Raw genomic sequence first — 17,581 nt, 5'->3', positions numbered from 1 at the left:
CACGCCCTCCACGCCAAGGTTGCCGTGACGACCGAAGCGAGCGACGACCTGAGGGTGTGGGCATGACGAGTGGTGCGGAGGCGTCACGCGAGGGCTGGAGCAGGCGCCGTTTCATCGGCGCCCTGGCGGGAACCGCGGCGGTGGTCGCGGTCCCGGCCCCGGCCTCACCACCGGCCGACCCTGAATCCGCCCCTACGGCGGACCCGACGGCCACGAAGACACCGGCACCCGCCGCTCCACCCTCCGTCGGCAAGGCGTCCGGCCCCCGCCCCCTCTACCTCGGCACCTACACCTCGGTCGACGGCGGCGGCACGGGCATCGGCCTGGCCACCTACGATCCGGCGACCGGCAAGATCACCGGCGCGGGAACACTCACCGGGGTCGCCGACCCCTCGTACCTCGCCGTGCACCCCGACGGCCGCACGCTGTACGCGGTCGACGAGCAGACGGCGGGCGCGGTGACCGCCGTACGCCTGGCGGACCGCACGATCCTCGGCGCGCGGAGCACCGGCGGGGCGGGCCCCTGCCATCTGTCCGTGCACCCCACCGGACGCTGGCTGCTGAGCGCCAACTACACGTCCGGCAGTGTCGCCGTGCACCCCATCGACACCTCGGGCGCGCTCGGTGAACGCAGCGCGCTGGTCAAGCACTCCAGTCCGCAGCCGGGCCCGGGCCAGGACGGCCCGCACGCGCACCAGTTCGTGACCGGTCCCGACGGCGGCCATGTCCTCGCCGTCGATCTGGGCACCGACACGGTCTACACCTACCGCCTGGACACCGCGAAGGGCACGCTCACCGAGGTCTCGCAGGCGCACACGCGCGCGGGTGCGGGCCCGCGCAGCCTCACGTTCCACCCCGGCGGCCGGTACGCCTACCTCGCCAACGAGGTCGACGACACCGTCGCGGTCTGCGCCTACGACCCGGCCACGGGCGCCCTGTCGATCGGCGCCCCGCAGTCCAGCGGCAGCACGGGCAACGCCACCAACTACCCGGCGCAGATCCTGGTGACCTCGAACGGCGCGTACGCCTATCTCGCCAACCGGGGCGACAACACCCTTGCGCGGTACGCCGTCGAGGCGGACGGCGCTCGGCTCAGGCTGCTCGACACGGTGCCGGTGTCCGGTGACTTCCCACGCCAGATCGCGCTCTCGCCGGACGGGACGCTGCTGTTCACCGCGAACCAGAGGTCTAGCACGGTCAGCGTGTTCCACGTGGACGGCGCGAGCGGTCAACTGCGGCTCGCGGGCAAGCCGTTCGCGTCACCGGTCGCCGTCTGTGCGCTGCCGCTGTAGGGGGCGCGGGCAGGACGCGGCACTGGCCTGGGTGAGCAGTACGTGCATGCGCTCGGTGAGATGGCCGACCGAATCTGCGGGCGCGTGAAACGGCAGGCGTACGTCGCCGTGGGCGCGGGCCCGCTCGATGCGCAGCGTCAGTCCGTGCCGGTCGACGGCGAGGGGCTGGACGCGGACCGCGCCGTGCAGGCTGTCGGGCTCGACGAGTCGGGTGAGGCGTTCGACCGCGTCGGAGTGGCAGTCGGCGAGGTGGGTCAGCAGTTGGGCCTCGGCCAGGGCCAGCGGGTCGGGTTCGGCGGCGGCGAACTCGGCGAGGTCGATGACGACCGCGCCGGTCGGCGGGCGAAGCACCACGCGCGTTGCCCGGAAGGCGAGTTGGCCCTCCTCGGGCACGAACCACCCGGCGAGCCACAGCCTGGCTCGGATACGGTTGCGCACGGGGACGGGTGCGACGTCCGCGAACTCCAGGACCGCGGACGGCTCTCCGCGCGGCGCGCAGATCGCGGCGGCCAACAGGGCGCTGTCCTCGGGCACTTGAAGGAGCACCCGGCCGTCGTCGTCGACGCTGTGCGCACCGACGAACTCCTCGCGACCGCCCTCCGCGGTCACCGCGCAGGACCATGCGGCGGCGAGCACCGAGCGGGCCCGCTCGGCCGCGGCAGGCACGGCCGTCCACGTCTGGCTGTCACCCATCCCTGAACCTCCTTAGGTAAGCCTTGCCTAACTTACCGAAGATCGGGGCGCACGCCAACCACGCCACGCAATGTCTCCATCAAGCCTTCCGGGACGAGCCACCCGGTCTTCCGGGACAAATTCAGGGCGAGATGACGCCCAACAGCGCCCGCGCGCACAGATCGCGCACCTGCTCGCGGCTCAACTCGGGCCCCCGAAGCCACTCCAGACAGACCGCGGTGGTGAAGGCCAGCCACCCGCGCACCGCGAGCTTCGCGTCGGGCCGCTCCGCCACGGCCGGCCCGAACTCGGGATCGGCGGTCAGCGCGGCCAGGATCTGCCGCTCCTGCGCCGCCAACGCCCGCTGGTAGACCCGCCGTACGGTCTGGTCCCCGGCCGCGTCGGCGCGGTGGAAGGCGCGGTAGCCGTGCGCGTGGGTCTGCACGTACTCCAGATAGGTGTCGAGGGCGACGGCGAGTTGCTCACGGGCCGGCACGCCCGGGACCGCCGCCGTCATTCGAAGCATCCGCTCGCTCTCGCGCTCGACGACGGCCGCGAAGAAGTCCCGCTTGGTCGGGAAGTAGTGGTAGAGCAGCCCGCGGGAGACCCCGGCGATCTCGGCGACCTGCTCGATCCACACATCGTCGTAGGGGTCCTCGGAGAACAACCGCGCGCCCACCGTGAGGAGTTGCTCCCGGCGCTCCTCACTGCTGAGCCGGCGGCGCGTGCGCTCACCCTGGTTCGCGGCCATTCCCGCACTTTACTTGACGTCGGTTCAACAGCGGGATCACACTGAAACCCACTATTGAACCCACGTACAACAGGCTCAACCTGCCGCTGACTCAAGGGAGATCGCGTCATGGCGGAGACGACGACGGCGACGCCGACCGCGCTGCCGAAGGGATTCCGGGACGCCGAGCAGGGCTGGCCCCGGCTCGGCCGCATCCCGCGTCCCCCGCACCGGGTCCCGTTCCTCGGCGACATCATCGGCGCCGACCGCCGCACTCCTCTTCAGGACTCGCTCCGTTTCGCCCGTCAACTGGGCCCGATCTTCCGGCGGAAGGCCTTCGGCAAGGAGTTCGTGTTCGTGTGGGGCGCCGACCTGGTCGCCGACATGGCGGACGAGTCACGGTTCGCCAAGCATGTCGGTCTGGGGGTCGCGAACCTGCGGCCGGTCGCCGGGGACGGACTGTTCACGGCGTACAACCACGAGCCCAACTGGCAGTTGGCGCACGACGTCCTGGCCCCGGGCTTCAGCCGTGAGGCGATGGCCGGCTACCACCCGATGATGCTGTCCGTGGCCGAGCGGCTCACGGACCACTGGGACCGTGAATTGACGGCCGGGCGGGCGGTGGACGTCCCCGGCGACATGACCAAGCTGACCCTGGAGACGATCGCACGCACCGGCTTCGGCCATGACTTCGGCTCCTTCGAGCGCGACCGGCCGCACCCCTTCGTGACCTCGATGGTGGGCACGCTCGGCTACGCGCAACGCCTCAACTCCGTACCCGCTCCGCTGGCCCCGCTCCTCCTCCGCGGTTCGACTCGCCGCAACGAAGCGGACATCGCCTACCTCAACCGCACGGTCGACGACATGGTGCGAGCCCGCCGCGAGGCGAGCGGCGACGGCGACCTGCTCGACCGGATGCTCGACACGGCCCACCCGGAGACCGGCGAACGCCTCTCCCCCGAGAACGTCCGCCGCCAGGTCATCACCTTCCTGGTCGCCGGCCACGAGACCACCTCGGGCTCCCTGTCCTTCGCCCTGCACTACCTCGCCCGCCACCCGGAGATCGCCGCCCGCGCCCGCGCCGAGGTGGACCAGGTGTGGGGCGACACTCCGGCTCCGGGCTACGACCAGGTCGCCAAGCTGCGCTACGTCCGCCGGGTGCTGGACGAGTCGCTACGGCTCTGGCCGACGGCCCCCGCGTACGCCCGCGAGGCCACCCGGGACACCGAACTCGTCGGGGTCCACCCCATGCGGCGGGGCGCCTGGGCGCTGATCCTGACGCCGATGCTGCACCGCGACCCCGAGGTGTGGGGCGCGGACGCCGAGGAGTTCGACCCGGACCGCTTCGACGCCAAGGCCGTCCGCTCCCGTGCCCCGCACACCTTCAAGCCGTTCGGGACGGGGGCGCGGGCGTGCATCGGCCGCCAGTTCGCGCTGCACGAGTCGATGCTGGTCCTCGGACTGCTGCTGCGCCGCTACGAGTTGCGCCCCGACCCCGCCTACCGACTGCGCGTGACGGAACGCCTGACCCTGATGCCGGACGGCCTGCGCCTGCACCTGGACCACCGCACCGCGCAGGCCGCGCCCGCACCGGGCGCGGCCCCCGACGAGGTCCCGTCAGCGGCCCGCTGCCCAGTGCACGGGGCGGACGACTGACTCCGGCAGCCCATGCGATTCACCGTACGGAACTGTCGGCATCGAGGCGGGCCAGCCGGTCCGGGTCGGACAGAATGTACATCTCGGTGATCAGACCGTCGGCGACGGTGACGCCCATGACCGAGAGCACCTGCCCCTCGGGCGCGTTGACGACGCCCACCGAGCCGTTGACCAGGGCGAGTTGGGCGAAGCGGGCGAACGGGGCGAACATGAGCGCCTGTTCGGCGACCGTGCGCGCTCCGCGCAGCGCCTTGGAGGCGGCCACGCCCCGTACGAGGGCGCCGGAGTCGGCGCGCAGGGCCACGTCCGGGTGGAGGAGGGCGACCAGGGCGTCGAAGTCGCCCTCACGGGCGGCGGCGAGGAAGGCCTCGACGATCTCGCGCTGGCGGGCGAGATCGGGGGCCGTCGGCAGGTTCGCGCCCTGGACCCGGCGGCGGGCTCTGCTGGCCAGTTGGCGGGTCGCGGCCGAACCGCGTTCCACGATCGGGGCGATGTCGTCGAAGGGCACCGCGAACATGTCGTGCAGGACGAACGCGAGCCGCTCGGCGGGTTCCAGGGTCTCCAGGACGACGAGGAGAGCGAGGCCCACCGAGTCCGCGTGGAGCACTTCCGCCTCCGGGTCGAGCTCCGTGAGGGGTCTGATCACGGGGTCGGGCACGAAGGTCTCGCCGATGGGTTCCTCACGGCGTGCCGTGCGGGAGCGCAGCAGGTCGAGGCAGACCCGGCCGACGACCGTGGTCAGCCAGCCGCCGAGGTTCCTGATCTCGTCCACGTCGGTGCGGCTGAGCTTCAGCCACGTCTCCTGGACCGCGTCCTCCGCCTCCGGCGCCGAGCCGAGCATGCGGTAGGCCACCGCTCGCAGATGGCCCCGGTGTTCCTCGAAGCGGTCCGCCAGCAGGTCCTCGTCGTTCATACCGCCCCCGTTTTCGTCGTGGATCCCGTGGTCGCGTGAGCGAGACCCGGGGCGATCACAACACGTCCGCCTCCGCCGTCGCCAGCCGGTTTTCCGCCTCCCCCGTCCGTTTGCGGGGCCGGTGGGGCGGGACGACGATGGTGAGTCATGGACCCGGTCGGCGTCGCCTCCCGCAGGCTGCCGCGCCTCGCGGCCCTGATCCTGGCCGTCCTCGCCACGGCCGTCCTCACCACCGCGGCCACGGCCCGCTCCACTGTGGTCTCACCGGGTTTCTACCAGTCCGTACTGGACGAGCAGAAGGCCTACGACCGCCTGTACAACCAGGTGCTGGTCGATCCGCGGACGACGGCGGTCACCCGGGGGCTGCTGGCCCAACTGCCGGTTCCGGAGGCCCAGGTCACCTCCAACCTCAAGCTGGTGCTGCCGCCTGAGACGGTCCGGGATCTCACCCGGCAGCAGATCGACGCCGTGGTGGGCTATCTGGGCGGCAGCCGCGACACGCTGGACCTCACGGTCGATCTGCGCCCGGTGCTGGCCAACCTCAACGACCTGGCCCAGATCTACTTCGGCGATCTCGTCGCCTCGGTCCAGGACCGGCCCGAGCCCGACTTCGAGCGCTTCTCGGCCGACCTGTCCACCGCCCTGGGTGCCGTGGCCGCGGGGCACGTGCCCGCCGGGCTGCCCGCCCTGCCGCTGACCGAGGCACAGGCGGACCAGGCGGCCGGGACGCTGGTGAGCGGTCTGCCCGTCGCGGACCGGGACGCCCTGCGGCCCGCGGTCGAGGCGGCGCTCCGGGACGGCGATGTCGCGACCGCGCTCGCCACCGTGGCCCCCGCCGCCGTGTCGGACCGGACCCGTACGGCCGCCGAGCGGCTCCGGGCGGCCACGAACGGCGGTACCTGGAACCTCACGGACACCCTCGCCGCCTCCGGCAACGACCTGGCGCCCCTCCACCGCGCCCGCACCTACACGGCCGCCGGGCTCGCCCTCGCGGAGGCCCTCGCCTCGGCGCTGCTCGTCGTCGCGCTGGTGGTGCTGTGGGCCGGCGGCGGATCGTCGTCTCCCGGCCGCCGACTGCTCCCTCTGGGCTGGTCACTCGCGGGCGGTGGGGTACTGGCCGGGCTCGTCGCCGTCCTCTTCCGGCTGCTCAGCGGCGGTCGGGTGGTCGATCCGCCGGGTTCCTGGCCGCCGAGCCTGGCCAAGCTGGTCGACGACGTGCAGCGCACCGCCCTGGACCGGCTCACGGCCACCGCCCTGACGACCGCTCTCGTACCCGTCCTGGCCGGTGCCCTCCTGACCGGCGTGGGCTGGGCCCTCCAGGTCCGGCCGCACATGCCCGCCCTCCCCCACCTTCGCCGGCTCGCCCTGGCCACCGGCGGGGCCGCCGTCGCCGGCGCCCTGCTCGTGCCCTACGCCGTCACACCCACCGCGTCCCGCACCTGCGAGGGAAGTGCGGCACTGTGCGACCGGTCCTACGACGGGGTCGCCTACCTCACCTCGCACAACGCGATGTCGACGACCGTCGACCGGTTCATCGGCCCGCTCCAGGACCCGGGAATCGCCGCCCAGTTGGACGACGGGGTGCGCGCCCTGCAGATCGACACCTACCGGTGGGAGCGGCCGGACGAGATCACCGCGCGGCTCGCCGGGTCCGACTTCACCCCGGAGCAACGGAAGTTCATCGCCTCGGCCGTCAACAAGGTCAACCCGCCGCGCGAGGGGCTGTGGCTGTGCCACTCCGTGTGCCGGGCGGGGGCGATCGCCCTGGTGCCCGCACTGCGCGAGATCGGTGACTGGATGCGCGCCCATCCGACCGAGGTCCTCACCCTGATCGTGCAGGACGCGATCAGCGGCAAGGACACCGAACAGGCCTTCGCGCAGGCCGGGTTGAGCGACCTGGTGCACACCCCGGACACCGATCCCGCGAAGCCGTGGCCAACCCTGGGCGAGCTGATCGACAGCGGGCGCCGGCTCGTCGTCTTCGCCGAGGAGGCCGACGGCCCGGCGCCCTGGTACCGGAACTTCTACGACTACGGGATGGAGACGCCGTTCGCGTTCCGCACCCCGGGCGCGATGAGCTGCGTACCGCATCGCGGCGGTACCGGCCAACGGCTGTTCCTGCTCAACCACTTCGTCACCATCGACGGCGGCAGCCGTCTGGACGCGGGCGAGGTCAACGCCCGCCGGTTCGTGCTCGACCGCGTCCACCGCTGCGAGCGGGAACGCGGCCGGCCGGTGAACTTCGTCGCCGTCGACTACACGACGATCGGCGACGCGGGCGGAGCGGTGGACGAGCTCAACTCCGAGCGCTGATCCGTCCGTTGCCGAAGAACGTGCTCAATAGCGTTGAGCCTTCGCCAACTTGGGGGTCAGCACCGGCTCCGGCGGCTTGGTGCTGATGGCGACCGGCTGGGCCTTCGCGCCGGGCGCGAGGTTCTCGGCGCCGACGTAGCGGGTCTCCACCACCTTGCCCGAGGAGTCGAGGAAGTCGACCTGGACGGCGTAGGACGCCTTCTTGCCGGTCTTGTTGGTGATGGTGACGACGACGGCGAGCAGGCCGCCGGTCTGGGCGCGCGGTTTGCCGGTCATGGCGACCTCGGACATCGCGTTGCCCTGACCGTCGACGTCCTTGAGTTCGTTCTGGGCGTCCTTGCTCGCGCGGGCGACCTCGGCCGACACGGAGGCCTCGAAGGAGGACGCCGCCGCCGATGCGGAGGACGCGGCAGCGGAGGCCCGTGCGCGGGCCGACGCGACCGCCGAGGAGGCGGCCGACTTCAGGGCCGACGGGGTCATGCCCGAGAAGGAGGCGGTGTCCGGGGTCGCGGGCTGCGAGCTGCTGCTGCCGGAGCTGTCGTTGTCGTCACCGCAGGACACGAGTGCGACCGAGCTCGCCGCGACGACGGCGAGGACCAGGGCGGCCGGGCGGGCCCGGCGAAGCGGCTTGGTATTCATCGAAATGAACCTTATGTCGGAAAATTCGATGTCACATCTCGCCGCCGGGCTCACCTCCGGGCCCACCTCTCGTCGACAAGCTCACCTCTCGTCGCCGGACTCAGACCTCGTCGCGCGTGAGGGCCAGCAGCCGGTCCAGGACACGCGGCCCGCCGACCCGTACGCCGTCGTGCTCGAACTCGTCGGTGACCCAGGTGCGCAGGCCGCGGATCGCGCGGGCGGTCCGCAGCGAATGGGTCACGTCGACGTACATGTCGTCGTGGTAGACGGCCGCGGCGACCGGGACCTCGATGGCGGCGAGGCGCGCCGGGTCGTAGAGCGGCTGCCAGTCGGTGTGGGCGGCGAGGAGTTCGGCGGTGTCGCGGAGCGGGCGCAGCGCGGGGTCGCAGTCGAACATCCAGGGGTGGATCGTCTCGCCGGTGAACAGGAGGGGGCCGTCGCCCGCGAGGGTCTTGGCGGCGTCGAACTGCGGGAACTCGCTGCGGACGCGCTCCGCCGACCAGGCGGTGGGGCGGGCGTCCTGGGCGTAGCACGCCTCGTGGACGAGGGCGTAGAGGGGGTGCCCGGCGAACGACAGGGAGTTCTGGACCTCTTCCTGGAACGCGTCGGAGAGTTCGTGGCCCTGCGGGGTGCGGACGAAGGCGTTCTCCAGGAGGAAGTGGAGGCGGTGGCTGCCCTCCTTGCCGCCGAGCATGATGCCGAGGGACTGGAAGGCCTCCACGGTGAGCCGGTAGCCGTTCGGCAGGACCGGCTCGTGGCCCAGCAGGTGTTCGGCGATGCGGCGGGCGCGCTCCACGTCCTGCGGGTAGCGGTCGTAGTGGGCGGCGACCTTGTGCTCGATGCGCGGGTAGGCGGCCCGGTAGACGTCGTCGGCGTGGGCGTCGAGGGACGGCAGGCCGCCGGTGAGGACGGCGGCGCGCAGGCCCTCGGGGGCGGTGGAGAGGTAGTTCACCGTGCAGAAGCCGCCGAAGCTCTGGCCCAGGACGGTCCACGGGGCGCCGCCGGTGAGGGCGGGGCGGATGGTCTCGCAGTCCCGGACGATCGAGTCGGCGCGGAAGTGCGTGAGGTGCTCGGCCTGCTCGGCGGGGCCGCCGCGCAGCGGGAGCGTCTGCCGGGTGAGCGGGGTGGAGCGGCCGGTGCCGCGCTGGTCGAGGAGGAGCACGCGGTACTCGTCGAGCGCGCGGTCGAGCCAGGCCTGTCTGCCGACGAAACGATTCGCTCCGAATCCGGGGCCGCCCTGGAGGTAGAGCAGCCACGGCAGGTCCTCGCGGTGCGCCTTGTCGCTCGCGACGACCTCACGGGCGTAGAGCTCGATGGTCTCGCCCGTGGGGTCCTCATGGTCGAGGGGCACGGTGAAGTGACGGTCGGTGAGGACGACGCCGGGCTGGCGGTAGCTGACGGACAACGGGACTCCTGGTACGGACGAATGACGGGCCGCGTCACAGTTCAGCACATGAGCGTCCGATATCCGACCCCCTGGATCATGAAATCCTACTGACCGGCCGATCAGCGGGCGGCGAGGCTGGAGCGGCGCACCACCAGTTCCGGCTGGAGGACGACCCGCCGGTGCTCGTGCGGGCGGGCCGTCGGGTCCGCCTCCGCCTCGGTCTCCTCCAGCAGCAGTTCGGCGGCCAGGGCGCCCATGGTGACGGCGGGCTGGCGGACCGAGGTGAGCGGTACGGCGGCGGCGGCCGCGAACTCGATGTCGTCGTAGCCGACGATCGCGAGGTCGTCGGGGACGCCGACCCCGGCCGCGAACATGGCCTGGAGCACGCCGAGGGCGAGCAGGTCGTTGGCGCAGAAGACGGCGGTGGGGCGGTCGGCGAGGCCGAGCAGCCGGGCGCCCGCGTCGCGTCCGGCCGCCACGTCGAGCCGGTCGGTGGGCAGCTCCCGCAGCGCGTCGGGGTCGAGACCGGCCTCCGCGAGCGCGTTCTTCGCGCCGGTACGGCGGTCCCGCACCTGGTTGAAGCCGGGCGGGCCGCTGACGTACGCGATGGAGCGGTGTCCGGCGTCGACCAGGTGCCGCACGGCGAGCGCGCCGCCGGCGACGTCGTCCACGGAGACCGAGCACTCGGTGGTGCCCTCGGAGACGCGGTCGACGAGCACGAAGGGGATGCCGTGCCGGCGGAACGACTCGATGTTGCGTCCGGTCGCGTCGGCCGGGGTCAACAGGACGCCCCGCACCCGCTGTTCGGCGAAGAGCGACAGGTAGTCGGCCTCCTCGACGGGGCTCTGCGCGCTGTTGCAGACCATCACGCCGAGCCCGGACTCGCGTGCGGCGCGCTCGGCGCCGCGGGCCACGTCCACGAAGAAGGGGTTGCCCATGTCGAGGACGAGCAGCCCCATGATCCGGCTGCGGCCGGCGCGCAACTGGCGTGCGGACTCGCTGCGGACATAGCCGAGGCGGTCGATCGCGGACAGCACCCGGGCCCGGGTCTCCGTGGCGACGGTGTCCGGGCGGTTGATGACGTTCGAGACCGTGCCGACGGAGACTCCGGCGGCGCGGGCGACGTCCTTGATACCCACCGGCTGGGCCATCAGGCGGAGACCTCCAGGGTGACGTGGGGCGGCGGGAAGGTCTTCACATTACCGCCATGACCTGTGGCGACTCCTGCGCCCGTGCCCCTCACGCGGGCAGGGCGAAGTCGACGACGTGGAGTGCCGAGGGGGTCGTACCGCTCGACTTCTCCTGGTACATGAACGACAGCACGTTGTCCGCCTTCACGCGCAGCTCGTCGACGACGACCTCGCCGAAGGCGTTCAGACCGCTCCCGTCGTACAGCAGGGCCCAGTCCGTGTACCCGGAGGACTTCGAGGCGCCCGCGACACGGCCGTAGGGCAGGACCGCGTAGGCGTTGTCGTACTTGTCCAGGACCAGCTTGGTGCGCTGGCTGGAGTTCAGGGCGATCGGGATCTCGGTCTTCTGCCAGGTGCCTGCGGAGTTCTTGCGGACGTGGAAGGCGCGGCCGTTGGCGGTGCGGTCGGTGACGTAGTTGGTGGTGCACTGGCCGAAGCGGCCGGGGACGTAGCTGATGATCGCGTGCGGGAGGCCGGTGGAGTCGGTGGCCTGGCTCTCCTGGTTCATCAGGGAGTGGTCGGGGTTGAGGGAGTCGACGACGAGACCGGCGTCCGTGACGGCCACGGTGTCCGAACTGCCGGTCGTCCCTACGACGGCTCCGGCGTCGTTGCGCCAACTGCGGCCCCTGTCGGTCGAGTAGACGTAACCGGTGTCGTGGTTGGTGATCCCGCCGCTGTTGCACATCACGGCGGCGGACTGCTCGCGCCAGGTGAAGAAGGAGTGCAGTCGGCCGGCCGCGTCGTAGTCGATGCCGTGCAGGTACATGTTGCGGGCGGTGCTGGAGCCGTGCGTGCTGGTGTAGGTGCCGGTCGAGCTGCTCCACTCCCCCAGCGCGGTCCACTTCGAACCGTCGTACTCCGCAAGGGCGTTGCGGCCGTTGCCGGAGATCCCGACGCGGTAGCTGAGCTGGAGCCCGCCCTCGGGGGTGGCGATGAACTGGGGGTAGGTGAACTGCGAGGTGAGCGCCACACCGTCCAGCGAGGTCTGTACGGCTCCGAGAACGGCCGAAGTCCAGGTGGTGGACGCCGGGTTGTCGAGGAGACCGGCGACCGACTTGACGTAGAAGAAGCCGTCGCTGTGGGAGTCCATGTTGAGGTGGAGGCGGCCGTCGACACGGGACACACCCATCGAGACGACGTTGTGGGAGTCGTCGCTCTTGAGCTGGTGGGAGAGGGTGATCGTGGACCATGTCGAGCCGCCGAGGACGCGGCGGGCGACGACGGCGTACTTGGTGGACGTGTACCAGGCCGCGTACTGATAGCCCTTGTAGGTCAACAGCCCGTTCTTCTGGAACGAGTTGTTGTTGACCAGGCCGTCGTACGAGACGAAGTAGACGGCCTGGGCGTCCAGTTGGGTGGTGCTCTTCTTGGTGACGGACGGGCCGGGGTCGGCCGCCCGCGCGATGCCCGGCGTTGCCACGGCCGCAAGTATGGCGGTCGTCAGCACGGCGCGTCTTCTCATGAGCGGCTCCTGTGGGGGATCACGCGAGGTGGAAGACCTCGGTGAGGGGCTTCATCGCTTCGTCGGGACGGGCGCCGTCCAGGGACTCGAAGAACGGCGCCATCTCCGCCTGCCAGCGGGAGTTGATGTCGGTGGCTTCCATGCCGGCCTGGGCGGCGGCGAAGTCCTCGGTCTCCAAGTAGCCGACCAGCAGGCCGTCTTCACGCAGGAAGAGCGAGTAGTTGCGCCAGCCGGTGGCCGAGAGTGCGTCGAGCATCTCGGGCCACACGGCGGCGTGCCGCTCGCGGTACTCGTCGAGGCGGTCCGCCCGGACCTTCAGCAGGAAACACACGCGCTGCATCAACACCCCTGTATCTACTAGAAGTTGAACTGGTCGATGTTCTTCGCGTCGAACACGGTCGGCTTGCCGAGGCTGATCACGCCGTCCTTGCCGATGGTGTACGAGGTCCCGCCGGCCGTGAAGGTCTCGCCCTCCTTGCCGGTGATCTGCCCCGACACCAGCGCCACCGCGGTCTGCGCGGCGAGCGCGCCGAGCTTCGCCGGGTCCCACAGCTCGAAGCCCTCGACGGTGCCGTTCTTGACGTACTTGCGCATGTCGTTCGGGGTGCCGAGGCCGGTGAGCTTGACCTTGCCCTTGTACTTGGAGCCGGACAGGTACTGGGCGGCGGCCTTGATGCCGACGGTGGTCGGGGAGATGATCCCCTTCAGGTTCGGGTGCTCCTGGAGGAGGCCCTGGGTCTGCTGGAAGGACTGCTGGGCGTCGTCGTTGCCGTAGGCGACCTTGACCAGCTTGATGTCCTTGTACTTGGGGTCCTTCAGCTCGTCCTTCATGAAGCCGATCCAGGTGTTCTGGTTCGTCGCGGTCTGCGCGGCCGACAGGATCGCGATCTCGCCCTTGTAGCCGATCTGTTCGGCGAGCAACTGCACCTCGGTACGGCCGAGGTCCTCGGCGCTGGCCTGCGACACGAACGCGTTGCGGCACTCGGGGTTGGTGTCGGAGTCGTAGGTGACGACCTTGATCTTGTTGCTCATGGCCTGCTTGAGCGCGGTGCACAGGGCACCCGGGTCCTGCGCGGAGACGGCGATCGCGTTCACCTGCTGCTGGGTGAGCGTGTTGACGTAACTCACCTGGCCGGCGGTGTCGGTGGCACTGGTCGTGCCCACCTCCTTGTACTTCTCGCCCAGTTCGGTGAGTGCCTTCTCGCCGCCCTTGTCGGAGGTGGTGAAGTACGGGTTGTTGACCGCCTTCGGCAGAAACCCGACAGTGAGCCCCTTCTTGAGAGCGGCACTCGGATCCGCCTTGCCACCGGTGACGGCCGACCCGGTGTTCTCGTCCTTCACATCCTTCTTGGTGGTACCGCCGCAGGCGGTGGCGACGAGGGTGAGAGAAGTGACGGCGACGACGGCCGCACAGGCACGACGAAGGGATGACTTGCGCATGGCATGGGGTCCTTTGTCAGGAGGGTGAGTGGAGCGCCCCGTAAGGGGCGCGGGGAACTGCGCGACCAGCCACATCGGGCCCGCAGCTTTCGAACGACCTATCCGACGGCGCGCGCAGCGGCCCTCGCGATGGAAATCTGGCGCGCGACCCTAGGGCCAAGCACCGAAACAACAAGCAGCACACCGGTGACGACGATCTGCGACTGCGCCGAAACGTTCAGCAGACTCATCACGTTCTGCAACGCGCCGAGCAGAAAGACCCCGGCGATCGCACCTCCCAACGTCCCCTTCCCACCGTCGAAGTCGATACCGCCGAGCAACACCGCCGCCACGACGGACAGTTCGAGCCCCGTGGCATTGTCATAGCGCGCACTGGCGTAATGCAGCGCCCAGAAGACACCGGTCAGCGAAGCCATCAATCCCGTCACCGTGAACAGAATCAACTTGTGCCGCCGAACCCGAATACCGGCGAATCGGGCAGCCTCCACGTTGGCGCCGATCGCGAACAACGACCGCCCGAACGGCATGGCGTGCAGGACCACGACGGCAATCACGAGCAACACGAGGAAGGGCAGAAACGCCTGCGGCAAGAACGTGCCCCCGAGGCGCCCGGACGCGAAGTCCAGGTACTGCGTGGGGAAATCGGTCACGGCATCGGAGCCGAGCACGATCTGCGCGATCCCCCGGTACGCGGCGAGCGTGCCGATGGTGACGGCGAGGGACGGAAGTCCGAGCCGGGTGACGAGGAGCCCGTTGACCAGCCCGCAGACCACGCCCAGCACCAGACAGATCGGGATGATCGTCTCGATCGTCATCCCCTCGTTCCACAGCTTGCCCATCACCGCGCCCGACAGACCGGCCGTGGACGCCACCGAGAGGTCGATCTCGCCGGCGACGACCAGCAGGGTCATCGGGAGCGCGATCAGTGCGATGGGAAGGGTGTTGCCGATCAGGAACGACAGGTTCAGCGCGTTGCCGAAGCCGTCCACGAAGGAGAAGGAGAACAGCAGCAGGATGATCAGGAGGGCGCCGACGACCGTGTCCCAGCGGATCGCGCGGTTCACGGAGAACGCGGACTCAGGCATGGCGGGCGTTCCTCTTCTTCAGTGCGGTGGCCACACGCAGGGCGACGATCCGGTCGACGGCGATGGCGAGGATGAGCAGGATGCCGTTGATGGCGAGCACCCAGACGGAACTGACGCCGAGGGCGGGCAGCACACTGTTGATCGAGGTCAACAGGAGTGCGCCGAGAGCGGCGCCGTACACGCTGCCGGAGCCGCCGGTGAAGACCACGCCACCCACAACTACCGCGCTGACGACGGTGAGTTCGTAGCCGGTGCCGGTACCCGAGTCGACGTTGCCGAAGCGGGCCAGGTACATCGCGCCGGCCAGTCCGGCGAGTCCGCCGCAGAAGGTGTACGCGGCGAGGATCCGCTTGCGGACCGGGATCCCGGCGAGCCGGGCGGCCTCGGGGTTGGAGCCGAGGGCGTACAACTCCCGTCCGCTGCCGAAGTGTTTGAGGTAGTAGGCGGTGGCGATCAGCACGGCGAGCGCGATCAGCGCGAGATAGGGCACGGCGGAGATGCCACCGGAACCGAAGTCCACGAAACCGCCCGGGAGATCGGCGGCCGTGATCTGTCGTGAGCCGACCCAGATGGAGTCGACTCCCCGGATGATGTAGAGCGTGCCGAGCGTGACGACCAGGGCGGGCACCTGCCCCAGACTCACCAACAGCCCGTTGACCAGGCCGAGTCCGATGCCGAGCAGGACCGCCAGCAGGATCGCGATGACAGCGTTGCCACCGCCCTGGAGATAGGTGCCGGTGGCGAAGGCGGTGATGCCGAGGGTGGAGCCGACCGACAGGTCGACGTTGCGGGTGATGACGACCAGCGACTGGCCGGTGGCGACCAGGACGAGGATGGTCGCGTTGAGGAGCAGGTCCTTGATGCCCTGCTCGGACAGGAACTCGCTGTTGCCGGCCTGGGTGATGCCGATCATCACCAGGAAGACGACCAGGATGGCGAGTTCACGCATCTTGAAGACCCGGTCGACGAGCCGGGTACTGCTCGACTCGGGGACTTCGGCGGCGGGCGCGGGATTGGGAGCCGTGACCGTCATGCGGCGGCCCTCCCGGTGGCTGCGGCCATCACGGTTTCCTCGGTGGCTTCGGAGCGGGGGATCTCGGCGGTGAGGCGGCCCTCGTGCATCACCAGCACGCGGTCGGCCATGCCGAGGATCTCGGGCAGATCGGAGGAGATCATCAGGACGGCGACCCCGTCGGCGGCCAACTCGCTGAGCAGCCGGTGCACTTCGGCCTTCGTCCCGACATCGATGCCACGGGTCGGTTCGTCGACGATGAGTACCTTCGGGCCGGTGGCCAGCCACTTGGCGAGGACGACCTTCTGCTGGTTGCCGCCGGAGAGGGTGTTGACGGTGTCGGCGATCCGCGCGTACTTGACGTGCAGCTTCACCGCCCAGTCGAGGGAACGGCTGCGCTCGGCGCCCCGGTCGACGAGGCCCGCCTTCACGGTCGTACGCAGCCCGGTCAGGCCGATGTTCCGCTCGATGGACATGTCCATCACCAGGCCCTGGGCGCGCCGGTCCTCGGGGACCAGGGCGAGGCCCGCGGCCATCGCGGTGGACGGGGCGCCGTTCGTCAGCGACTTGCCGTCGACCTCGACCCCGCCGGCGTCCCACCGGTCGATGCCGAAGACGGCCCGCGCGACTTCGGTACGGCCGGCGCCGACGAGCCCGGCGAGACCGACGATCTCTCCGCGCCGTACGTCGAAGGAGACGTCGGTGAAGACGCCCTCGCGGGTCAACCGCTTGACGCTCAGGGCGACTTCGCCGGGCTCGACGTCCTGCTTGGGATAGAGCTCGTCGAGATCGCGGCCGACCATGCGGCGGACGAGATCGTCCTCGGTCACCCCGTCGATCGGTTCGCTGGAGATCAGCGCGCCGTCGCGCAGGGTGGTGACGCGCTGGCAGATCTGGAAGATCTCCTCCAGGCGGTGCGAGATGAACAGGACGGCCGCGCCCTGTTCGCGCAGGGTGCGGACCACGCCGAAGAGGCGGGCCACCTCGCTGCCGGTGAGGGCGGCCGTCGGCTCGTCCATGATCAGGACGCGGGCGTCGAAGGAGAGCGCCTTGGCGATCTCCACGATCTGCTGGTCGGCGATGGAGAGGCCGCGCGCCGGGCGGTCGGGGTCCAGCTCGACGCCGAGCCGCTTCATCAGTTCGGCGGTCGCCGCGTAGGTGGCCTTGTGGTCGATACGGCCCAGCGCGCGGCGGGGCTGGCGGCCCATGAAGATGTTCTCGGCGATCGACAGGTCGGGGAAGAGGGTCGGTTCCTGGTAGATCACGGCGATACCCGCGTCGCGGGCGTCGCCGGGGCCGTGGAAGAGGACGGGCGCGCCGTCGAGCAGCACCTGGCCGGCGTCGGGCCGGTGCACACCGGCGAGGGTCTTGATGAGGGTGGACTTGCCCGCGCCGTTCTCACCGGCGAGTGCGTGCACCTCACCGGGGAACAGTTCGAGGGACACGTCCCGCAGGGCGCGCACCGCGCCGAAGGACTTGGAGATGCCCTTGAGCGCGAGCACCGGGGCCGGACCCGCGTCTGACGGGTGGGTCATGAGGGGCTCCTCGACGACGCCGGCGGGTAGGCCCTCACAGCGTCGTGAAAGGTTTCAACTTGGTTGCCGGGACGTTAGGCGCGCCAGCGTTGTCACGTCAATGGGTCCGCCTCGAAAAACTTTCGATAGCCAAAGGTCACGTTGGAGTCACGGGACACGGGGTTCGCCGTAGGGCTTGACACCCCTTCGGGACGCTCATAGCTTCGCTCTCTGAATCGTTTCATACATACGTCGTTCCGTCGCACGTCACAGGAG

The 17,581-nt window shown here is 70.3% G+C and carries 15 protein-coding genes; 3 read left to right on the top strand and 12 right to left on the bottom strand.

Features of this window, described 5'->3' with window-relative positions:
* Window positions 1-62 precede the first annotated feature (62 nt).
* Window positions 63-1,292 (top strand): lactonase family protein, encoded by a 1,230-nt coding sequence (locus tag OG223_RS46860; RefSeq protein WP_329263050.1) that lies wholly within the window; start codon window positions 63-65, stop codon window positions 1,290-1,292.
* Here the strand turns inward: OG223_RS46860 and OG223_RS46855 are convergent.
* A complete protein-coding gene (locus OG223_RS46855) occupies window positions 1,260-1,985 on the bottom strand; it encodes a DUF2470 domain-containing protein (RefSeq protein WP_329263047.1) in 726 nt (241 codons plus the stop codon). The genes OG223_RS46860 and OG223_RS46855 overlap by 33 nt on opposite strands.
* A 121-nt stretch (window positions 1,986-2,106) precedes the next feature.
* Window positions 2,107-2,715: a TetR/AcrR family transcriptional regulator gene (locus OG223_RS46850; RefSeq protein WP_329263045.1), complete on the bottom strand. Its 609-nt coding sequence runs from the start codon at window positions 2,713-2,715 to the stop codon at window positions 2,107-2,109.
* 108 nt (window positions 2,716-2,823) lie between these two features.
* Between OG223_RS46850 and OG223_RS46845 the strand changes: the two genes are divergently transcribed.
* On the top strand, window positions 2,824-4,350 hold the full coding sequence (locus tag OG223_RS46845; RefSeq protein WP_329263042.1) for a cytochrome P450: 1,527 nt from the start codon (window positions 2,824-2,826) through the stop codon (window positions 4,348-4,350).
* A gap of 19 nt (window positions 4,351-4,369) precedes the next feature.
* On the opposite strand, the gene sigJ is transcribed toward OG223_RS46845, so the two are convergent.
* Window positions 4,370-5,263, bottom strand: a complete 894-nt coding sequence (gene sigJ / locus OG223_RS46840) for an RNA polymerase sigma factor SigJ (RefSeq protein ID WP_329263040.1) — start codon at window positions 5,261-5,263, stop codon at window positions 4,370-4,372.
* A gap of 147 nt (window positions 5,264-5,410) precedes the next feature.
* On the opposite strand from sigJ, the gene OG223_RS46835 reads away from it, so the two are divergent.
* Window positions 5,411-7,576, top strand: a complete 2,166-nt coding sequence (locus OG223_RS46835; RefSeq protein ID WP_329263037.1) for a hypothetical protein — start codon at window positions 5,411-5,413, stop codon at window positions 7,574-7,576.
* 24 nt (window positions 7,577-7,600) lie between these two features.
* Here OG223_RS46835 and OG223_RS46830 read toward each other — a convergent pair whose 3' ends face one another.
* The 9 genes from OG223_RS46830 to OG223_RS46790 form a co-directional block, all read right to left on the bottom strand.
* On the bottom strand, window positions 7,601-8,215 hold the full coding sequence (locus OG223_RS46830) for an FxLYD domain-containing protein (RefSeq protein ID WP_329263034.1): 615 nt from the start codon (window positions 8,213-8,215) through the stop codon (window positions 7,601-7,603).
* 100 nt (window positions 8,216-8,315) lie between these two features.
* Window positions 8,316-9,620, bottom strand: coding sequence for an alpha/beta fold hydrolase (locus OG223_RS46825; protein ID WP_329263032.1), 1,305 nt, complete (start codon window positions 9,618-9,620; stop codon window positions 8,316-8,318).
* A 101-nt stretch (window positions 9,621-9,721) separates the two neighbouring features.
* Window positions 9,722-10,753, bottom strand: coding sequence for a LacI family DNA-binding transcriptional regulator (locus tag OG223_RS46820; RefSeq protein WP_329263029.1), 1,032 nt, complete (start codon window positions 10,751-10,753; stop codon window positions 9,722-9,724).
* An 88-nt stretch (window positions 10,754-10,841) separates the two neighbouring features.
* Window positions 10,842-12,254, bottom strand: a complete 1,413-nt coding sequence (locus tag OG223_RS46815; protein ID WP_329263027.1) for a BNR repeat-containing protein — start codon at window positions 12,252-12,254, stop codon at window positions 10,842-10,844.
* A 19-nt stretch (window positions 12,255-12,273) separates the two neighbouring features.
* Entirely contained in the window at window positions 12,274-12,594 is a 321-nt protein-coding gene (locus OG223_RS46810; protein WP_026178507.1) for an L-rhamnose mutarotase, read from the bottom strand.
* A 17-nt stretch (window positions 12,595-12,611) separates the two neighbouring features.
* The gene (rhaS, locus tag OG223_RS46805; RefSeq protein WP_329263022.1) at window positions 12,612-13,694 is read right to left on the bottom strand and encodes a rhamnose ABC transporter substrate-binding protein; all 1,083 of its coding nucleotides are present in this window, start codon (window positions 13,692-13,694) and stop codon (window positions 12,612-12,614) included.
* A gap of 98 nt (window positions 13,695-13,792) precedes the next feature.
* Window positions 13,793-14,779, bottom strand: a complete 987-nt coding sequence (locus tag OG223_RS46800; RefSeq protein WP_329263020.1) for an ABC transporter permease — start codon at window positions 14,777-14,779, stop codon at window positions 13,793-13,795.
* On the bottom strand, window positions 14,772-15,812 hold the full coding sequence (locus OG223_RS46795; protein WP_329263017.1) for an ABC transporter permease: 1,041 nt from the start codon (window positions 15,810-15,812) through the stop codon (window positions 14,772-14,774). Before OG223_RS46795 ends, OG223_RS46800 begins: the two co-directional genes overlap by 8 nt.
* A complete protein-coding gene (locus OG223_RS46790) occupies window positions 15,809-17,326 on the bottom strand; it encodes a sugar ABC transporter ATP-binding protein (RefSeq protein ID WP_329263014.1) in 1,518 nt (505 codons plus the stop codon). The genes OG223_RS46795 and OG223_RS46790 overlap by 4 nt, the downstream gene beginning before the upstream one ends.
* Window positions 17,327-17,581 lie beyond the last annotated feature (255 nt).

It is taken from the genome of Streptomyces sp. NBC_01478, assembly GCF_036227225.1.
Taxonomy (GTDB): domain Bacteria; phylum Actinomycetota; class Actinomycetes; order Streptomycetales; family Streptomycetaceae; genus Streptomyces.
Note: the sequence above shows the minus strand (reverse complement) of the source record. Positions and strands in the feature narration are given on the sequence as shown.